Annotated in this window: 21 protein-coding genes; 14 read left to right on the forward strand and 7 right to left on the reverse strand. The window is 69.7% G+C overall.

The window, feature by feature from the left end; genetic code table 11:
* The coding region (locus T398_RS09855) for a transposase family protein (protein WP_496446041.1) at nucleotides 1-223 on the reverse strand (223 nt) is incomplete at its 3' end.
* Nucleotides 224-255: 32 nt separating this feature from the next.
* On the opposite strand from T398_RS09855, the gene T398_RS09860 reads away from it, so the two are divergent.
* On the forward strand, nucleotides 256-447 hold the full coding sequence (locus T398_RS09860) for a hypothetical protein (RefSeq protein ID WP_496446385.1): 192 nt from the start codon (nucleotides 256-258) through the stop codon (nucleotides 445-447).
* Nucleotides 448-643: 196 nt separating this feature from the next.
* Here T398_RS09860 and T398_RS09865 read toward each other — a convergent pair whose 3' ends face one another.
* On the reverse strand, nucleotides 644-1,036 hold the full coding sequence (locus T398_RS09865) for a DUF805 domain-containing protein (RefSeq protein ID WP_496446042.1): 393 nt from the start codon (nucleotides 1,034-1,036) through the stop codon (nucleotides 644-646).
* Between the two features lie 1,166 nt (nucleotides 1,037-2,202).
* Between T398_RS09865 and pdhA the strand changes: the two genes are divergently transcribed.
* The 7 genes from pdhA to T398_RS09900 all read left to right on the forward strand — a co-directional run bounded on the left by pdhA (nucleotide 2,203) and on the right by T398_RS09900 (nucleotide 10,683).
* Complete coding sequence (pdhA, locus tag T398_RS09870; RefSeq protein ID WP_018727940.1) at nucleotides 2,203-3,378, forward strand: pyruvate dehydrogenase (acetyl-transferring) E1 component subunit alpha; 1,176 nt, start codon at nucleotides 2,203-2,205, stop codon at nucleotides 3,376-3,378.
* Complete coding sequence (locus T398_RS09875; RefSeq protein ID WP_496446045.1) at nucleotides 3,378-4,367, forward strand: alpha-ketoacid dehydrogenase subunit beta; 990 nt, start codon at nucleotides 3,378-3,380, stop codon at nucleotides 4,365-4,367. The genes pdhA and T398_RS09875 overlap by 1 nt, the downstream gene beginning before the upstream one ends.
* 5 nt (nucleotides 4,368-4,372) lie before the next feature.
* Nucleotides 4,373-5,842 (forward strand): dihydrolipoamide acetyltransferase family protein, encoded by a 1,470-nt coding sequence (locus T398_RS09880; RefSeq protein WP_496446347.1) that lies wholly within the window; start codon nucleotides 4,373-4,375, stop codon nucleotides 5,840-5,842.
* 228 nt (nucleotides 5,843-6,070) lie between these two features.
* Nucleotides 6,071-6,208, forward strand: coding sequence for a hypothetical protein (locus T398_RS09885; protein ID WP_018254840.1), 138 nt, complete (start codon nucleotides 6,071-6,073; stop codon nucleotides 6,206-6,208).
* Between the two features lie 360 nt (nucleotides 6,209-6,568).
* Nucleotides 6,569-8,665, forward strand: coding sequence for an LppU/SCO3897 family protein (locus T398_RS09890; RefSeq protein ID WP_496446046.1), 2,097 nt, complete (start codon nucleotides 6,569-6,571; stop codon nucleotides 8,663-8,665).
* A gap of 216 nt (nucleotides 8,666-8,881) precedes the next feature.
* On the forward strand, nucleotides 8,882-10,045 hold the full coding sequence (locus T398_RS09895; protein WP_496446048.1) for a sensor histidine kinase: 1,164 nt from the start codon (nucleotides 8,882-8,884) through the stop codon (nucleotides 10,043-10,045).
* Nucleotides 10,042-10,683 (forward strand): response regulator, encoded by a 642-nt coding sequence (locus T398_RS09900; RefSeq protein WP_496446049.1) that lies wholly within the window; start codon nucleotides 10,042-10,044, stop codon nucleotides 10,681-10,683. The genes T398_RS09895 and T398_RS09900 overlap by 4 nt, the downstream gene beginning before the upstream one ends.
* A gap of 206 nt (nucleotides 10,684-10,889) precedes the next feature.
* Here T398_RS09900 and T398_RS09905 read toward each other — a convergent pair whose 3' ends face one another.
* A complete protein-coding gene (locus T398_RS09905) occupies nucleotides 10,890-11,126 on the reverse strand; it encodes a response regulator transcription factor (RefSeq protein WP_496446348.1) in 237 nt (78 codons plus the stop codon).
* Between the two features lie 57 nt (nucleotides 11,127-11,183).
* Nucleotides 11,184-11,405 carry an MbtH family protein gene (locus tag T398_RS09910; RefSeq protein WP_496446349.1) on the reverse strand — a complete coding sequence of 74 codons (222 nt, stop codon included), beginning with the start codon at nucleotides 11,403-11,405 and terminating at the stop codon, nucleotides 11,184-11,186.
* A 256-nt stretch (nucleotides 11,406-11,661) separates the two neighbouring features.
* On the opposite strand from T398_RS09910, the gene T398_RS09915 reads away from it, so the two are divergent.
* The 3 genes from T398_RS09915 to T398_RS09925 are packed head-to-tail and all read left to right on the forward strand — an operon-like array spanning nucleotide 11,662 to nucleotide 12,840.
* Nucleotides 11,662-12,408 (forward strand): hypothetical protein, encoded by a 747-nt coding sequence (locus T398_RS09915; protein WP_496446050.1) that lies wholly within the window; start codon nucleotides 11,662-11,664, stop codon nucleotides 12,406-12,408.
* On the forward strand, nucleotides 12,405-12,620 hold the full coding sequence (locus T398_RS09920; protein ID WP_496446051.1) for a hypothetical protein: 216 nt from the start codon (nucleotides 12,405-12,407) through the stop codon (nucleotides 12,618-12,620). Before T398_RS09915 ends, T398_RS09920 begins: the two co-directional genes overlap by 4 nt.
* A 1-nt stretch (nucleotide 12,621) precedes the next feature.
* Entirely contained in the window at nucleotides 12,622-12,840 is a 219-nt protein-coding gene (locus tag T398_RS09925) for a hypothetical protein (protein ID WP_496446052.1), read from the forward strand.
* Between the two features lie 9 nt (nucleotides 12,841-12,849).
* Here the strand turns inward: T398_RS09925 and T398_RS09930 are convergent, their stop codons facing one another.
* From T398_RS09930 to T398_RS09940, 3 genes are all read right to left on the reverse strand, one after another.
* Nucleotides 12,850-13,080, reverse strand: a complete 231-nt coding sequence (locus T398_RS09930; protein ID WP_496446053.1) for a hypothetical protein — start codon at nucleotides 13,078-13,080, stop codon at nucleotides 12,850-12,852.
* 257 nt (nucleotides 13,081-13,337) lie between these two features.
* Complete coding sequence (locus tag T398_RS09935) at nucleotides 13,338-13,529, reverse strand: DUF397 domain-containing protein (RefSeq protein WP_496446055.1); 192 nt, start codon at nucleotides 13,527-13,529, stop codon at nucleotides 13,338-13,340.
* On the reverse strand, nucleotides 13,520-14,287 hold the full coding sequence (locus T398_RS09940) for a helix-turn-helix domain-containing protein (protein WP_496446057.1): 768 nt from the start codon (nucleotides 14,285-14,287) through the stop codon (nucleotides 13,520-13,522). The genes T398_RS09935 and T398_RS09940 overlap by 10 nt, the downstream gene beginning before the upstream one ends.
* Before the next feature lie 446 nt (nucleotides 14,288-14,733).
* Here T398_RS09940 and T398_RS09945 point away from each other — a divergent pair, with 446 nt between their 5' ends.
* The 3 genes from T398_RS09945 to T398_RS09955 all read left to right on the forward strand — a co-directional run bounded on the left by T398_RS09945 (nucleotide 14,734) and on the right by T398_RS09955 (nucleotide 17,755).
* Complete coding sequence (locus T398_RS09945; protein ID WP_496446059.1) at nucleotides 14,734-15,072, forward strand: hypothetical protein; 339 nt, start codon at nucleotides 14,734-14,736, stop codon at nucleotides 15,070-15,072.
* Nucleotides 15,073-15,115: 43 nt separating this feature from the next.
* Nucleotides 15,116-15,814: a hypothetical protein gene (locus tag T398_RS09950; RefSeq protein WP_496446061.1), complete on the forward strand. Its 699-nt coding sequence runs from the start codon at nucleotides 15,116-15,118 to the stop codon at nucleotides 15,812-15,814.
* Nucleotides 15,815-15,892: 78 nt separating this feature from the next.
* Nucleotides 15,893-17,755 carry an NHL domain-containing thioredoxin family protein gene (locus T398_RS09955; RefSeq protein ID WP_496446062.1) on the forward strand — a complete coding sequence of 621 codons (1,863 nt, stop codon included), beginning with the start codon at nucleotides 15,893-15,895 and terminating at the stop codon, nucleotides 17,753-17,755.
* Nucleotides 17,756-17,767 lie beyond the last annotated feature (12 nt).

Consider the following 17,767-nt stretch of genomic DNA (forward strand, 5'->3'; position numbering starts at 1 on the left):
CGAGCTCGTCGATGCTCCTCGCGCCCGAGACAGCCGCACAGGCACACACCAGCAGGACCGCGGTCAGCGAGTACCACCGCCCCCGCCGCGAACGCGGGTCCGGCACCAAGTCGAAGTAGGGGCGCAGGTCAGCGATCCGGCCAGTGTCCAGCGGCCCCAGTTTCACCAGCACCGCAGGGATGGGAGAAGATGCAACGGCAGGCACGAGCCACCTCATGATCATCGGGCTTAGACACCACAATGATCACGAAGCTCGTGCCTGCTCTGCTATACACCCCAACCGGTCACTACCCGACCAGCCGCACGACCCCGGAACTTGCAACCGCCCTGCCGGCGACCGCGGCGGTCGCCCAGCTACTCGCGGACGGCGTCGACCCGGACGACCCGGCCGCACTCGACGCGTGGATCGAGGCGAACCGGCACCATCTCCCCGACGAAGGGTCCTGAACGCGCCGGCCTTCGCACTGACGACGGCCCGCAACGCGCACCGGCCTTCATACCTCGAACAGCCTGTCGCCGAAGGCTTTGACCTGGATCAAAGCCTTCGGCGACAGTGGGGCTGGCCGACTAACTCGACCTGCGGTCAGCTGACCCTGAGTTAGCTCGACCCGTGGTCAGCTGACCCTGGGCGCGCCCGCAACGGTCATACCGCTACCTTGCCGTAACCCTGCGGACGGGAAGCGGCGGGGTCCTTCGGGTCGGGGCCGAAGCGGTTCGGGCCAGACGTGCCGGACTTCAGGAAGAAGACCAGCAGGATGATCCATCCAACCAGCGGGATCAGACCGAGCAGAACCAGCCAGCCAGAACGGTTGATGTCGTGCATACGTCGCACGGCGACCGCGAGTGACGGCAGCACAAGCGCCAGGTTCAGGACCGCGCTGAAGACAATGGTGTTCAGCGCTTCATTGAGGAGCAGACCCACCACGCCAAGCAGGAACAGGAGGAGATTGAACCACCAGTATTCAGCGCGGCGAGCCCGCCCACTGAACCCGACGTACTGGGTAAACACCGAACGAACGGCATCGACAAACGACACGAGAACTCCAAAATCCACACTACTGAGCACAACTTGGCCGGCTGATCCTGTCACAGCCACCACGGCTACGCGCAACCGGAACGCCAACAACCCTACCAAAGGTCCACAATGGATCTCCGGGATCAGCCGGAAGCTCCACTCACCACGGACGATGCTAGTGAATGTAGATCGTAAATATCGACGCCATTAGGTGAAAGCCGAAATTGACTGTACGCGCTGCTCAAGGATGAATATCCGGATCGACAGGGCCTCGGGCCGAGGCCCGATTCGACCAAGGCGACGGCGACGGCGACGGCGACGGCCGCGTGAACCTCAGCGGGCAGAACGCCACCGAATCCCGGTCGGCCAGCGGGAGCGGTGCGGGAGTTGGTGGCGGGACAGCCACCGGCTCCATCGACGGAGTCGGGAGCACGAGGGCACCACTGCCAGGCGGGGCGGTGCTGGCGCTGGTGGACGAACCAGCGCCGGCCGCGGCGAGCAGCGGCATGGACGCGGTACCGACGAGTAGCGCCACCGTCAACAGGTAGCCACGGGAGGGGCCCGCACCGCCGGGGGCACGGTGCGCGCCGACGACCCGTCGATAGCCACCGCCTGAACGGTGCCGGCCGACGAGGGGAGGGCCTGCCGCGTCACCCGACTCGGACACGTCACCCGACTCGGACACGTCGCCCTCCTCGTCGTGGTCTCCGCCGACGAGAGTGACTCAACCGGGCGGCTGCGGCGCTGGCAGTACCATCACCCTGACTCAGTCACACTGGGTAGGCCAACAAGAACAGCGTGTCGACACACCAGATACGTCCGGAGTAATCCCAACCGCCCGGTATTCGGTGTTGCGCCACTGCTGCGGCACGCTGGAATCCAGATAACGAAGCGGGCACCCGCCAGGACGCGGACGGGCCGGACTGTGGGCGTGCTCACGTGTAATGCGAGTATGGACCACGACGGCAACGCAGCCGGAACCTCCGCGCACCCGCAGGCGGTACGGCTGGGCGCCGGCGCTCCCGAACCGGATCCACTCCCCTGGATCCGGCTCACGCCGCGCGGCAACCCCCACCGGGGCCAGGCGTGGCCGCCAGGATCTTGTCCGGCAGCAGTCGGACAGGCGCACGAGTTGCGCGTCGTCGGGTTACCCCCGGCGCCGACGCAGACACGACAGGGAGAGACGGATGGCAAAAGGCGACCCCGGGGTCAGCACCCGCGGCCGGCGGGCCGTACCCCGATCCAGGAAGGGCGCGACCGGCGACCCCGAGCTGGTGCAGCTACTCACCCCCGAAGGTGAGCGCATCGAGAGTGTCACCGGGCCGGACGGCACCGAGTACCGGGTCGACTTCACCGACGAGGAGTACCGCGGCTTCTATCGGGACCTGGTGCTGGTGCGGAAGCTGGACGCCGAGGCGACCGCCCTGCAGCGGCAGGGCGAGCTGGGCCTCTGGGCGAGCCTGCTCGGCCAGGAGGCGGCCCAGGTCGGTTCCGGCCGGGCGCTGCGTACGCAGGACATGGCCTTCCCGACCTACCGGGAACACGGCGTCCTCTACTGCCGGGGCATCGACCCGATCATGCCGCTGGGGCTGTTCCGCGGCGTTGACCAGGGCGGCTGGGACCCGAACGAGTTCAAGTTCAACATGTACACGATCGTGATCGGGGCGCAGACCCTGCACGCGACCGGGTACGCCATGGGCATCACCATGGACGGCAAGACCGGCACCGACGAGGGCGAGGCGGTGATCGCCTACTTCGGCGACGGCGCCACCAGCCAGGGCGATGTCAACGAGGCGTTCGTCTGGGCCAGCGTCTTCAACGCGCCGATGGTCTTCTTCTGCCAGAACAACCAGTACGCCATCTCGGAGCCGCTGGAGCGCCAGACGCGCATCCCGCTCTACCGGCGGGCCGCCGGCTTCGGCTTCCCCGGCATCCGGGTGGACGGCAACGACGTACTGGCCAGCTACGCGGTGACCCGGCACGCGCTGGACAACGCGCGGCACGGGCAGGGGCCGAGCCTGATCGAGGCGTACACCTATCGGATGGGGGCGCACACCACCTCCGACGACCCCACCCGGTACCGGATCGCCAGCGAGGTCGAGGCCTGGCAGGCGAAGGACCCGATCGCCCGGATGAAGACCTTCCTGGTAAAGCAGAAGATCGCCGGCGACGACTTCTTCGCCGAGGTGGACGAGCAGGCCAAGCGTGAGTCGGTGCACCTGCGCGAGCGGGTGCTGGAGATGCCGAACCCGGAGCCGAGCAGCATGTTCGACCACGTCTACCCCAACGGATCGCCCCTGGTTGACCAGCAGCGGGCGCAGTTCACGCAGTACCAGGAGTCGTTCGAGGGGAGCGCGCACTGATGGCCACGGAGACCCTCACCCTCGGCAAGGCCCTCAACGCCGGCATGCGCAAGGCCCTGGAGAACGACCCGAAGGTCGTGATCATGGGCGAGGACGTCGGCAAGCTCGGCGGCGTGTTCCGGATCACCGACGGGCTGCAGAAGGACTTCGGTGACCAGCGGGTGATCGACACCCCGCTCGCCGAGTCCGGCATCATCGGCACCGCGGTCGGCCTGGCCATCCGCGGCTACCGGCCGGTCTGCGAGATCCAGTTCGACGGTTTCGTCTACCCGGCGTACGACCAGATCGTGTCGCAGGTGGCGAAGATGCACTACCGCTCCCGCGGCAAGTTGAAGATCCCGATGGTGATCCGCATTCCGTTCGGGGGCGGCATCGGGGCGGTGGAGCACCACTCCGAGTCGCCGGAGGCGTACTTCTCCCACACCCCTGGGCTCAAGGTCGCCACCTGCGCCAACCCGCAGGACGCGTACGTGATGATCCAGCAGGCCATCGCGTCGGACGACCCGATCGTGTTCCTGGAGCCCAAGCGCCGCTACTGGGAGAAGGGCCCGGTCGAGGTTGACCAGCCGCTGCCGGCGGCCCACCCGCTTCAGGCCGCCCGGGTCGCACGGCCGGGCACCGACGCCACCCTGATCGCGTACGGGCCGATGGTGCGTACCTGTCTGGACGCGGCGACCGCCGCCGCCGAGGACGGCCGTGAGCTGGAGGTCATCGACCTGCGCACGCTCGCCCCGCTGGACCTGGGCCAGGTGTACGAGTCGGTCCGCCGCACCGGTCGGGCCGTCGTGGTGCACGAGGCGCCGTCGAACATCGGCCTCGGAGCCGAGGTCGCGGCCCGGATCACCGAGGAGTGCTTCTACTCCCTGGAGTCGCCGGTGCTGCGGGTGACCGGCTACGACATCCCCTACCCGGCCTCCCGGGTGGAGGAGGAGTACCTGCCCGACCTCGACCGGGTGCTCGACGCCGTCGACCGCACCTTCGGCTGGTGAGCGAGATGTCACGAGTCAAGGAATTCAACCTGCCCGACCTGGGCGAGGGCCTGACCGAGGGAGAGATCCTCAGCTGGCTGGTCAAGGTCGGCGACACGATCGAGCTGAACCAGCCCATCGTCGAGGTGGAGACCGCCAAGGCGGCGGTCGAGATCCCGGCGAAATGGGCCGGCCGGGTGCAGTCGATCTTCCACGCGGAGGGCGCGACCGTCGAGGTCGGAACGCCGATCATCGCGATCGACACCGATCCGGCCGCCGGCCCGCTGGAGACGCCGGAGCCGACCGGCGACGCCGCGAAGGCATCGTCCACCGCGGCGGGGGAGGCCGCCAAGGGCTCGGCCGAGTCCGGCCAGAACGGCGAAGCCGCGTCCGGTGGGCGTACTCCGGTGCTGGTGGGCTACGGCCCGCGTACCACCGCCGCGAAGCGCCGCCCCCGCAAGGGTGCCGCTCCGGCCGCGCCAGCCCAGCCGGCTCCCGCGACAGCCCAGGCCGCTCCCGCGCCAGCCCAGCCGGCTCCCGCGCTGGTGGCCAGCGGGCCACGTACCGCCGGCAACGGGCACAGCGGTCCGGCCGGTGGCGCTCGGGTGCTGGCCAAGCCCCCGGTACGCAAGCTCGCGAAGGATCTCGGGGTTGACCTGTCCACCCTGACCGGGTCGGGTCCGCTCGGCTCGATCAGCCGGGAGGACGTACGGCAGGCGGCGAGCGGCACCCCAGCGGCGGCGCAACCGCTGGCGGCGGCCGCGGCAGTCGGTATCCCGGCGGCGAACTTCGGGGTACACCGCGAGCAGCGGATCCCGGTCAAGGGGGTCCGGAAGCTGACCGCGGAGAACATGTCCCGCTCGGCGTTCACCGCGCCGCACGTGACGGAGTTCCTGACCGTCGACATGACCCGGGCGATGAAGGCCCTGGACCGGCTCCGCCAGCGACGGGAGTGGCGGGATGTCCGGGTCTCCCCGCTGCTGCTGGTCGCCAAGGCCGTGCTGTTGGCCGTCCGGCGGCACCCGATGGTGAACTCGACCTGGGCGGGCGAGGAGATCGTCGTCAAGGACTACGTCAACCTCGGCATCGCGGCGGCGACCGAGCGTGGCCTGATCGTGCCGAACGTGAAGGACGCGGGGCGGCTCACCCTGCGGGAGCTGGCGGATTCGCTGACCGATCTCGTTCAGACCGCCAAGGCCGGAAAGACCTCACCGGCGGACATGTCCGGCGGCACGTTGACCATCACCAACGTGGGGGTCTTCGGCGTGGACACCGGTACCCCGATTCTGCCCCCGGGCGAGTCGGCGATCCTGGCCTTCGGCGCGGTCCGCAAGATGCCGTGGGTACACAAGGGCAAGGTCCGGCCCCGCCAGGTCACCACGCTGGGGCTCTCGTTCGACCATCGGATCATCGACGGGGAGCTCGGGTCACGCTTCCTGCGAGACATCGGCGACTTCCTGGCCGATCCGGAGGCGGCGCTGCTCGCCTGGACCTGACCGGTAGCGATCGGCTGATCCACTGACGGCCGGTGTGTCCGGGGTTGAGACCCCGGCACACCGGCCGTCACCTTTGGCGAGACACCTTCGGTCAAACAGCCACCTTGCCTTAGATCTTTCGGCTCGTGTCCCAGCTCACCTAAGAATCGTTGGCGATCTCGGACCCGGTTGCGCTTCAATTGGTGTCAGCAGGGGCTACCGACAACCGAATAGCCAGGAGTGAGACCCATGAGCATGATCGATCGATTCCGCAGCCGTCGCGACGCCAGCCGCCGCGCCCGTGCCATCGAGCGCGCGCTGCGTTCCGCCAATTCGCCGGCGGTCCGCGACGAGATCCTCACCATCGCGCAGCGTCAGATGTACTGACCCGCCCACGACATTTCTCGCCTCCTCACAGAAGGCCCGTCCGGCTCCGCCGGACGGGCCTTCTGCGTTCCACGGCGCGCACCGTCGACCGGGTCCTGTGGCGGTTGACACCGGGATTTCGCCGTCACCCTGCGCCCGGTACGGTGGTGTCCGGCCGTCGCCCGATGCGGCAGGGCGGCTCCGGTATCGAAGCCAATCGAGACCGCCCGGCAACGCGGGTAGCGGTCCGACGCTCCCGAAACCTCCCTTCAGGAGGACCGGATACGGTGCGGAGAGCGGCCGGGTCGCACGGTCCGGCGATGCCGGTTTCCGTGCCGCGCACCGGCATCCGCGGCCGAAGCTGATGGAGGAGGCGCACGCATGACGTCCGAAGGCACGCACCACCCCGGCCAGCAGCCGGAAGAGGCGTCGCCGGGCGCTGGCGGCCCGACGCCATACGGCGACCGGCCGGCGCAACAGGACAGCGGATACGCCGCGGGGCAGCCGGATCTGGGCTGGGCGCCTCCGCCCCCTGCCCGCCCGGGCCCGCCCGGGCCCACCCGGGCAACCGACGCACCGCCGGCCCCTGCCTGGGGCAGCACCCCACCACCGACGCCGGGTCCGGCTTCGGCGCAGTGGGCCCCGCCCCAGTCCACCGAACCTGCCTGGACGCCGCAACCACCACCCCCGGTCGTCCGGGCCACGGCGCAGGTACCCCAGCCAACCCCCAGCTGGCCCACCCCGGACGCCCCGCCGGCCGGGAAGCCCGAGCGGACAGCCGAGTGGAGCGGCGGAGCCGAGTGGAGCGGCGGAGCCGGCCAACCGGATCCGACCCAGTCGGGCGGGGCACCGGCGGGGGCCGCCTGGGCGCCCGATAGTCCCGCTGCCCCCAGCAACAACGAGGGCGGCTGGCACCCCGGGGAGCCGACGGGGAACGCCGGCATCCCCGCCCCCGGCGAACCCCTCTCGCAGCCCTGGGTCCCGACGCCTCGCAACGCCAGCGATGGGCTGAACATGCCCAACGTCGAGCCGTGGGCGCCGGAGGAAGCCTGGGGTAACGCCGAACGTTCGGCAGCGGCCGGGCCGGAGCCGGCGGCCGGGCCGGAGCCGGCGGCCGCCGGAGCGGCCCCGGTCTACCAGCCGACGCCGGGCCCCGGCATCTCCCCCGCCAACGCCGTCCCGCTCCCGCCGCAGGAGCAGCGGGTGCCCGGCGCCAGCCTGGCAGCCGACCCACCGGCCGAATTCGCCGCCCCACCAGCCGTCCCGGAGGCCGCTCGGCTCGACCTCGGATACGAGGCAGAAAAGCACGAATGGCCCCCACCAGGCGGGCCGGGCGAGCCCTCCGCGCCTCCGGTGGTGCCCGCGCCGCGCACCTCCCCGGAGTCCGCCGAGCAGCCCGTACCCCCGGCGATGTCCGGGGGTGTATCGGCCAGCGCCGCGGTACCGCTGGCCAGCCGGGTGCTCCCCCCAGCTGACCAGGCCCAGGTGCCTCCCTTGTCAACGCCGCAGCCGCGTGTGTATGGCCGTCCCGCGCCGCCAGAGCCGGCGGAGCCCGAGGGTTACCAGGCCGGCCCGCAACAATTCGATCCCGAGAGCGGCTTCGGCCCGGAGAGCGGCTTCGGCCCGGAGAGCGGCTTCGGCCCGGAGAGCGGCTTCGGCCCGGAGGATGGACTCGGTCGCGGTGGCGAGAGTCGGCCCGCGGACCCCACCGGCTCCGCACCCGCCGCGCCGACTCCCGTGGCGCTCTTCCCACCGGATGTCCCCGCCTTCGCCGACACCCCGGCCAGCGAACGACCGGTCAATGGCACCCGGCCGCATCCGGGCGAGGAGCGCCCCGCCGACCGCCTTGGCGAGCCGGTGACCGGCACCGCCAGCGTCAACAGCACCACCGCCTTCCCCCCGCAGCCCGATTCGGCGTTCCCACCGCCGGCCCAGCCCCCGGCCCCGGCCTGGGACCAAGCCCAGCCCCCCACTCCGGCCTGGGACCAAGCCCAGCCCCCCACTCCGGCCTGGGACCAAGCCCAGCCCCCCACTCCGGCCTGGGACCAAGCGCAGTCGGCCGTCCAACCGTGGGATCAGAACAGCCAGGCCGGCCCGGACCCGGACCAGGGCCGCTTCGACGCGTTCCAGCCGATCGCCGAGCCGCCGGCCGACGCCCCTACCCCGAAGGTCCGTAATGGCCGGGTGTTGGCCGCGGTGCTCGTCGCCGCGGTGCTGATCCTGGCCATACCGCTGGGCCTGCTCGCGCTCCTCGGCAAGGTCGGCGGAAACGATTCACCACCGGTCTTCGACCCAGCGGTCGGAAGCTGCGTCCGGCAATCGGGGGACGCGGCGGTGGCGGTGGACTGCAGCGACGCTGAGGCGCACACGGTCGTGTCGAAGGTCGAGACGAAAGAGGAGTGCACCGACCCGGTCCAGCCGCACGTGACGCTCACGGGCTCCGGCAGCAACCGGGTGCTCTGCCTCGAAAAAAACTAACTGACGACCCGACCTGATGGTGGGGCCACAGTAGACCTGTGGCCCCAGGAAAGTGCTGCCGACCTACCAGCGAGCACAACTCACAAAATGTGCGCCAGAGCCGAGCTTTGGGCGGTGTGACCAGCTCATGTCACCGAGGGAAATCACCGCACAACAACAGTAATCTCCACCTTTTGACCGACGTGCTCGGCCGAGTCGAGGTGGTGAAATTAGGGCGTGAAGCTGCTTCGCGAGGATGCGTGCATCGCATCGGCCTTCGCCATCGTCGGCACGGCCCTGATCTTCCTCGCCGCCGAGATCACGCCGGGCCACAACCCGGCGCCACCCGCATGGACGTCCATCATCGCGGTGCTCGCGGCCGCCATAGGCCAGACCTTTCGACGCATCCAGCCGATCGTCGCCCTCTCCGTGGTGGTGCTCACCCTGAGCTGGAGTCTGATCATCAGTGGGTCGGCTCCCCTGGGGGTGGCGCTGGTCCTAGCCGACACGCTCTACGCAGCGGTCCTCTTCTCGAGCCGGCGCACCGGCTGGGCCGTTGCCGCTGCAGCTGGACTGGTGATGATCAGCATCGTCCTAGACGCAGTCGTCACCGACGGGTGGCGTGCCGGGCTGTACCTTGTGTTCAACCTGGGGCTACTGCTCGCCCTGCCCGTATTCTGGGCGCTCGAGGTGCGTAACCACCGGGAACGCGCGAACGCCGAGCGGGAGAGATCGGAAGCCCTCGCCCGGGTAGCGGAGCTGAACCGGGCAGCGGCCATCGCGGCCGAGCGCAACCGCATGGCACGCGACCTCCACGACGTGGTCGCCGGGCAGCTCTCTGCGATCGCCCTTCAGTCGGAGGCCGCGCTAACCTTGTCCGATGACGACCCCGCCCTATTGCACAAGGTGCTCGCCGAGGTACGCCGTGGCACCCTGACCTCACTCGCCGAGATGCGTACGATGATCGACCTACTACGCTCCGATGACCCGGACGAGCCACTCACCGCCCCGGCGGGTCTGGACCGCCTCGACCTCCTCCTCGAGACCGCGGGTGCCGCCGGCCTGCACGTCGAGCTGCACGATCGGCGGGTCACCGCCCAGGCGTCGGTCGCCGTGGAAATTGCGGCGTACCGGATCGTTCAGGAAGCATTGACGAACGCCGCCAAGCACGCTGCCGGCAGCAGAGTTCGCTGCACGCTCGATGAGGAGGATGGCGCCCTGCACCTCGAGGTGGTCAACGACCTCGTACCCGATGCGTCACGAGGTGTCGGTACCCGTAACGGGCTGCTCGGCGCCGCCGAACGCGCAGCGTCCGTCGGCGGCCGGCTCAACGCCGGTGAGGACGGCGGCGTCTGGGCCGTCCGGGCGCGGCTTCCGCTCGCCGAGGCGGTACAAACGTGACCGTGCGGGTCGTCGTAGCCGACGATCTGGCTGCGGTCCGCGCCAGCCTGGCGATGATCCTCGGATCCGCCGATGGCATTGAGGTCGTGGCCGAAGTCGATGATGGCGTCTCCGCGGTGCAGCGGGCGATCGAGCTGCGGCCCGACGTCGTGGTGATGGATATCCGCATGCCCGGCATCAACGGCATCGAGGCCACCCGCAGGCTGGTGACGGACGGAGTGTGCGAAGTACTGGTCCTCACAACCTTCGACATCGACGAGTACGTCGATGCGGCGCTGGCCGCGGGAGCCGCGGGTTTCCTGATCAAATCGACATCCGGATCGGCGCTGATCGAGGCCGTACGCGTCGTTGCCCGCGGCGACGGCATGCTCGCGCCAGAAGTCACGAGAAGGGTCCTGAGCAAGCTCGCCACCGCTCGACGCCAGACGCCACTGCCAGCCTTGGCGACGCTGACGCCGCGGGAGACCGACGTGCTCGTCCGCCTGGGGCGGGGCCTGTCCAACGCCGAGATCTCCGAGGAACTGGTCATCACCGAGGCCACCACGAAGAGCCACGTGTCGCGGGTACTCACCAAACTCGGCGTGCGTTCGCGTGTCAAGGCGGCCGTGGCGGCCCAGGAGGCCGGGCTGACGGAGTGATACGTCCAGTCGGCTCACCATAAGACGCTCCCGGACGTCCACCGGTCCAGCGGAAGATCTGCTCGTGGTTGCGCTCGTGGGCAGTGGTGCCCTCCAGCGCGATCTGGCCGAGGTCGACTCCGCCGATTGGGAGGCGCACCACTGCGGCACGAGCTGCACGCCCGGCCGCAACCAGCGCCGACGGACCCTTCACGGTTGTGGACTGTTCAGGAGGCACCCGACCCCAGCGCCGGGCCGAGTTGCACCGCTAGCACTGCGGCCTGCATACGCGAGCGGACGTCGACCTTGGTCATGATGCGCGAAACATGGCTCTTAACCGTTGTCTCGCGAATGAACAGGGTCGCCGCGAGGTCTGCATTGGACAGGCCCGTCCCGAGACAGCCGAGGACCTCACGCTCCTTCGCCCGCCCAGGGCAGGCAGACGAGGTGGGGCAGCGAAGGATCGTCGTGCCCGAGCGGGGTGAGCCAGGCGTCCGCCGCGAGGGACCAGACGGTGGGCGTCACGCCTCCCCCATCGCACGGACCAGGCTCAACGGCCGCAGATCGGTCCAGTTTTCGTCCACGTAGCTCAGACAAGACGCGCGATCGGTGCCATCCGGCCCACCGTGCACGATGCGCCAGCCAGCCGGCACATCGACAAACGTCGGCCAAAGCGAGTGCTGACCCTCGTCGTTGACCAGGACGAAGAATACGCCGTTGTCGTCGTCAAATGGATTGGTCACCCTTGTCCCCTCCCAGGGTTCTCGCGGTCTGTGGCAGCCAGTCGTCGGGCCGGTACGCGCTGCCGGCAGCGTGCTCGGCCGCTCGTAGGTCGCATCTGGCGTGAACAGATCGAGCGGGCCCGGCACGTCATCCTTGTCAACCAATTCGTAATACCGACGAACGGTGGCCAGCGCCTGATCGCGCTGGACCGTCCGAGTCGAGACGTCGTTGAACATACTGTCCCCCACTCGCAGGGCGCGGCACCAGAGAAGCAGCGTGAACCGCGACCTGTCAACCCCTTCAGAGGAACAAGAAGGACAGACCGCGAAAGCGTTAATGAACATGATGAGAGACGCCGCAGAAATAGTTCGAAAGAACGATGACGGCAGCGCAAACCACGGTCAAGATCGGCCTGTGAACAAAACCTGCGCCCAAGGCTTCCGCTCGTGCACCATGGTCGCGGCAGCCACCCTGCTGCTCACCGGATGCGACCTCCCCGACCTGGTGCCGACTGGCGGCGGACCGGGCCGAGTCACGTCAGCCGATGCGGACACGACTCCGGAGCAGACAGCGTGGATGACGCGGCTGTGTGAGGACCTGGATCGGGTGCGGACCGTTGCGGTCGACCAGGCGGACTTCGATCGCATCGACACCGACACCATCGCTGACACCGCTGCCCGCAGCCTGCGCAGCGTCGGCAAGGCGGCCGACGAATTGATCGGCGAGATCGACGCGCTGGGGCCGCCCCCGGTGGACAACGGCGACAAGGTGCTCGATGAGCTGCGCACGTCGTTCCAGGACGAGCGCGAGTCGATCGAGAAGGCCGCCCGGTACGTCGAGGAGGCTGATCCTTCCAATGTGCTGGAAGGGGTCCAGGCGGTGCGGGCAGCGCAGACGGGCATCCGAGCCATCAGCGTCATGACCAACGAGGTGTCCGACCAGCCGGCACTCGAGCAGGCGTTCGCCGCGACGCCCACGTGCCAGGCGATCGGCAGTGGTGCTACGGGGGAGAAGAGCGGATGACAGTGACCGCCCCGGCCTGCGCCCCGGCCGACCGGCTGTCCGGCGCGGAGCGGTGCGCCCACCCGGCCTTTGGCACGGTGTTCACCGAGCACACGGTTACCCGCACCTGGTCGGCCGACCGTGGATGGGCCGATGGAGTGGTCCAGCCCTACGGCCCGGTCCCGGCCGACCCGGCCACGGTCGGACTGCACCACGGGCAGGTCGTGTTCTGACTTGCCCGCTGCTATCGCGCGCGGCGAGGTCTCCGAGCTGCCCGCCTGCGGGACGGCGGCCGTTGTGACGCCGGTCGGACGGATCGTGTCCGAGTACGGCCGTAGGTCGCTCGGCGACGGCCCGATCGGGCCGATAGCCCGGTTGTTGCGTGACCGCCTGGTGGCCGTGCAGCGTGGCCGCGCCCCCGACGAGCGGGGAGGGCTGCTGCCATGCAACTGATCATCTGTGTTAGCGGTCCGTGCCCGGCCGCCGAACCATTCGCCAACCCGCGGTGATCACGGAGACCACGGCCAGGACGACCACCGCGGTGACAGCCACGTTCACCGCGACGGGAATGCCTGCCATGAATTGCTGCTTGAGGAAATTCGCCCCGATGATCGCGATCGCATACACGTACCAGGGCGCCCAGTTATCGTCCGCGCCTTTGGCCATCACACACTCCTCGTCGATTCGGTTCACGGGCTCGCTCCCGAGCCGATGTAAGACCGATCGTGACAGCGTCGGGACCGGTGGGCGTCGGCGGAAAGTATGATCTCGGCGCGTTCCAACTCCGCCCCGGGCGACGCCTGGCCAGGTGTTCCGGTCAGCCGCCGAACGAGGGGATGAGAGACGCCATGGCAACGATCCCGAAGGGGACTACCCAGGCCGAACGGGCGCGCCGGCGCAACGACGAACGCGCCCGCCCCAGGTTGGGACGGGCGCGTTCGGAGGGTAGGTCAGTCGCGTCCTGGAAGCTGGGCGACGAACGCCCGCCACGACGCCGGCCCGAAGACCAGCGCCGGGCCGGTCGGGTCCTTGGAATCCCTAACCCCCACCCCACCGGGCAGATCGTCGGCAACCTCGACGCAGTCGCCGCCGTTGCCGCTGCTGCGGCTGCTCTTGCGCCATCGCGCCCCGGTCAAGTCCATGATTCAGCCACTTCCCTCAGAAGATCAACTGACTGCCAGTGGGACAACGCCTCACCCCGCACGTTCTCCCACACCTCCAGTATCGCCGCCACGTCGTTCGGGGTGCTAACCATCTCCCCCTCCAGCTGGCTGTCCAGGTAGACCGCCATCCGGTGGTCCGCACCGGTGCCGATGACGAACGGCCCGTTGAGCCCCGCGTAGGCGCCGACGGTCAACGGCACGACGTGCAGCCGGATGTGTGCGGCCGCGCACGCTGCCAGCAGCGCCGACACCTGCTCGCGCATCGTCTCCCGGCCGCCGACCGGGCGCCGGAGGGCGACCTCGTCGACCACGGCCGCGAACTGCGGCGGATCTTCCCTGGTGAGGATGGCCTGGCGCGAGAGCCGGGTGGCGACGAGCCGGTCGACCGCCGTGCGCCCCCGTAAACCCCCACTGGACAGCACCGCGCGTGCGTAGGCCTCGGTCTGCAGCAAGCCAGGAACAACCAGCGGCTGATATGACCGCAGCGACGTCGCCTCGCGTTCGAATTCCTGCCACGGTCGGAACCAGACCGGATTGCGACGTCTCGAAGTGTCCGGCCATATGTCCTCCTTGTCCACACCGAGCGCATCCGCCGCCGCCGTGCGGTGCGCCGGGTGCGGAACATGATCCTTTACGAGCCACCGCGTCGTCGTTTTCCGGTCAACCCCGACCCGTTCGGCGAGCGATTGAGCGGTGTGGCCAGCCTCGTTCATGGCCAGCCGAAGTGCCTCGTTCATGGGCCCCTCCGGAAGGCATTTCGGATGTCTTCGGACCATACGCGGATGGGGTTTTACTGTCCACTACTGATAGCCAGACTGACTCCGCGAAACGGCGTAAGCCGGTGGAGGTCCTATCCCGCCGGAGGCGCTGTCGGACCGCCCCCACCCGTGGGGGCGGTCCCCCACCAGCACCAAGGAGATCAAATGCGAATTCGCTGGTTCAGTCGGCGCCGGAAAAACACCGCGCCGCACCGCCCGCACCGCGCGAACGAGCCGCACCGGACGAACGCTTCACAGCACCCAGCGGCTTCGGGGCGTCCAGCGGCGCCGGAGCGGGCCCGGCCGGCGAACCGGCCAGCCAACCTCCCCGCCTGGATGACCCAACCAACCGTCGCCGACCCCCAACCCGGACGCGTCGGCTGGCTCACCCCCGCCCAACAGTGGCGAGCCAACGGAGGCCGCTGGTGAACCCCCACCACCTACCCCAACCACGACTCGGCCCCCACCCCCAACACCCCCGCCACCACACCCGGAACCAACCACCCCACACACCCCTACGACCCATGTGGGCCTGCCGCGCCTGCGGCCACCCCTGGCCCTGCGCCGAAGCCCGCCTCCTCCTCAAAGCCGAATACGAAACCCGACAGCCGAGCCTCACCATCTACCTCGCCGGACTCCTCTACGAAGCCATGCACGACCTCTACCACCTCAACCCCCACGACGGACCGAACCCCCGCGAACTATTCGATCGTTTCGTTTCCTGGGGACCATTCCGGCGGCAGGCGCACAAGCGACCAGATTGAGGCTTCGACCGACCGAGACCTTAGTTTCTATCCAAGGAGCGCAATGCGGTTCGTAAAGACTCTGCCGCCCCGGCGGGCCTCACTCGCCGCGGCACTGGCCGTCCTGCTGCTCGCCGCAGCCCCGGCGGCCCCAGCCCGGACCGCGGCGACACCATCCGAACCCACGGCCGACCGTTCGCAAGCCCCGCAGTCCAGCGACGACATCGATCCCGCCCTACGTGCGGAAATGCTTCGGCAGAGCGCCACCGAGCCCGCGCAGCACGTCATCATGGCGGAGCAGCTGACCACGCCCCAGTCCGGCTTCGCCGGCCTCGCACACAACGACGGTGGCCTCATCGTCTACTGGAAGGGTGAGCTGACTTCCGGCATGCGCGCAGCGCTGACCCAGGCCCGCCGCTGGTGCACCGTCACCGTAGAGCCGGCGGCGCACTCCGAGGCCGAGCTAAAGGCCGCTGGGCAGAAAATCTGGAACGCCACGCGTGGTCGGCGCACCGGCATCCACTCGATCGGCTATATGCCAGATGGCAGTGGGCTGGAGGTGGGGCGCATCCCTCCGGACACGTCGGCGCGATCAGCGGGAGACAGCCGCCCCACCGAGTCGATCACGCCCCTCGCCCAGCTGATCGAGGAGGCGGGGGTGACGGTGCCGGTCACCATCGAAGACATCACGGAACCCATCAGGCTGCTGGCCGACAGCCGGGAAGGCACGCCGAGCGATGCCACCGACCGGCGCAACCCGTAGAAGTAGCCGCGTCGTTTTCCGCGTCACGTTGGCTCATCCACGGGGGCACCTGCATCGTTGCCGTGGGAGGGTTGCCCCATGGCAACCGCGCCTCGCGTCCGAGCACCCGAGCTGAAGGGCCGTCGCTGGCTGAACACCGGCGGACGAGACCTGACCCTGGCCGACCTTCGAGGCCGGATAACCGTCCTCGACTTCTGGACCTTCTGCTGCATCAACTGCCTACACGTGCTCGACGAGCTACGGCCCATCGAGCAGAAGTACGCCGACGTACTCGTGGTCGTCGGCGTCCACTCGCCCAAGTTCGAACACGAGAAGGACCCGGACGCCCTGGCCGACGCCGTCGAACGGTACGGCGTGCACCACCCGGTGCTCGACGACCCTGAACTGAACATGTGGCAGCAGTACGCCGCCCGGGCCTGGCCGACCCTCGCCGTGATCGACCCCGAGGGGTACGTGGTGGCCACGATGGCCGGTGAGGGGCACGCCGAGGGCCTGGTCCGGCTCGTGGACGACCTGATCGCCACCCACGAGGCCAAGGGCACCCTGCACCGGGGCGACGGCCCGTACGTGCCCCCCGCCGAGCCGGAGACCACGCTGCGCTTCCCCGGCAAAGGCGTCGTACTCGACAACGGGAACCTGCTGGTGTCGGACTCGGCCCGGCACTCCCTCGCGGAGCTGGCCCCCGACGGCGAGACGCTGCTGCGCCGGATCGGCACCGGCGCGCGCGGTCGGACCGACGGGCCGGCCACGGCGGCCACCTTCGCCGAGCCGCAAGGGCTCTGCCTCCTCCCGGCTCGCGTCTCCCGGCTGGTCGGCTACGACCTGGTCGTCGCCGACACCGTCAACCACCTGCTGCGCGGCGTACGCCTCGACACCGGCGAGGTGGTCACCGTGGCCGGCACCGGCCGGCAGTGGCGTTCCACCGTGGATGACCACGCCCACGACGCCCGCTCCGTCGACCTCTCCTCCCCCTGGGATCTGGCCTGGTACGACGGCCGCCTGGTGATCGCCATGGCCGGCATCCACCAGCTCTGGTGGTTCGACCCGGTGAAGCGCACCGCCGGCATGTACGCGGGCAGCACCGTCGAGGCCCGCAAGGACGGCCCGCTGGCCGAGGCGTGGCTGGCCCAGCCCTCCGGCCTGTCGGTCTCCGCCGACGGCAGCCGGCTCTGGGTGGCCGACAGCGAGACCAGCGCAGTCCGCTACGTCGAGAACGGCACCCTGCACACCGCCGTCGGGCAGGGGCTCTTCGAGTTCGGGCACGTTGACGGGCCGGCGGCGCAGGCGCTACTCCAGCATCCGCTGGGAGTCTGCGCGTTGCCGGACGGGTCGGTGCTGATCGCCGACACGTACAACGGGGCGGTCCGCCGCTACGACCCGGAGACGGACTCGGTGGGCACGGTCGCCGACGGGCTCGCCGAGCCGAGCGACCTGCTGCTCACCCCGGACGGCGGGGTACTGGTCGTGGAGTCCGCCGCCCACCGGCTGACCCGACTCGCGCCGGGCGCGCTCACCGCCGCCGGGGCCAGCACGGTCGACGGCCCACGGCACCGTGCCGAGCGGAGACCGACCGAGCTACGCGCCGGCGAGGTGACCCTGGAGGTCATCTTCACCCCGGCATCCGGTCAGCAGCTCGACGACAGCTACGGGCCGTCCACCCGGCTGGTGGTCACGGCGTCCCCGCCGGAGCTGCTGCTGGCCGGCGCGGGCACCAGCACCGAGCTGACCCGCCAGCTGGTCCTCAACGACTCGGTCCCCGAGGGGGTGCTCCAGGTGACCGCCCAGGCGGCGACCTGCGACGCCGACGTGGCGCACGCCGCCTGCCACCTGACCCGACAGGACTGGGGCGTACCAATCTGGGTGGTTGACGACGCCGCCGACCGGCTCCCGCTGGTGCTACGCGGCATGGACGCCGGAACCGGCGCGGAACCCGGCACCTGAACCGGCGCGGGG

Source organism: Salinispora goodfellowii (assembly GCF_059570675.1).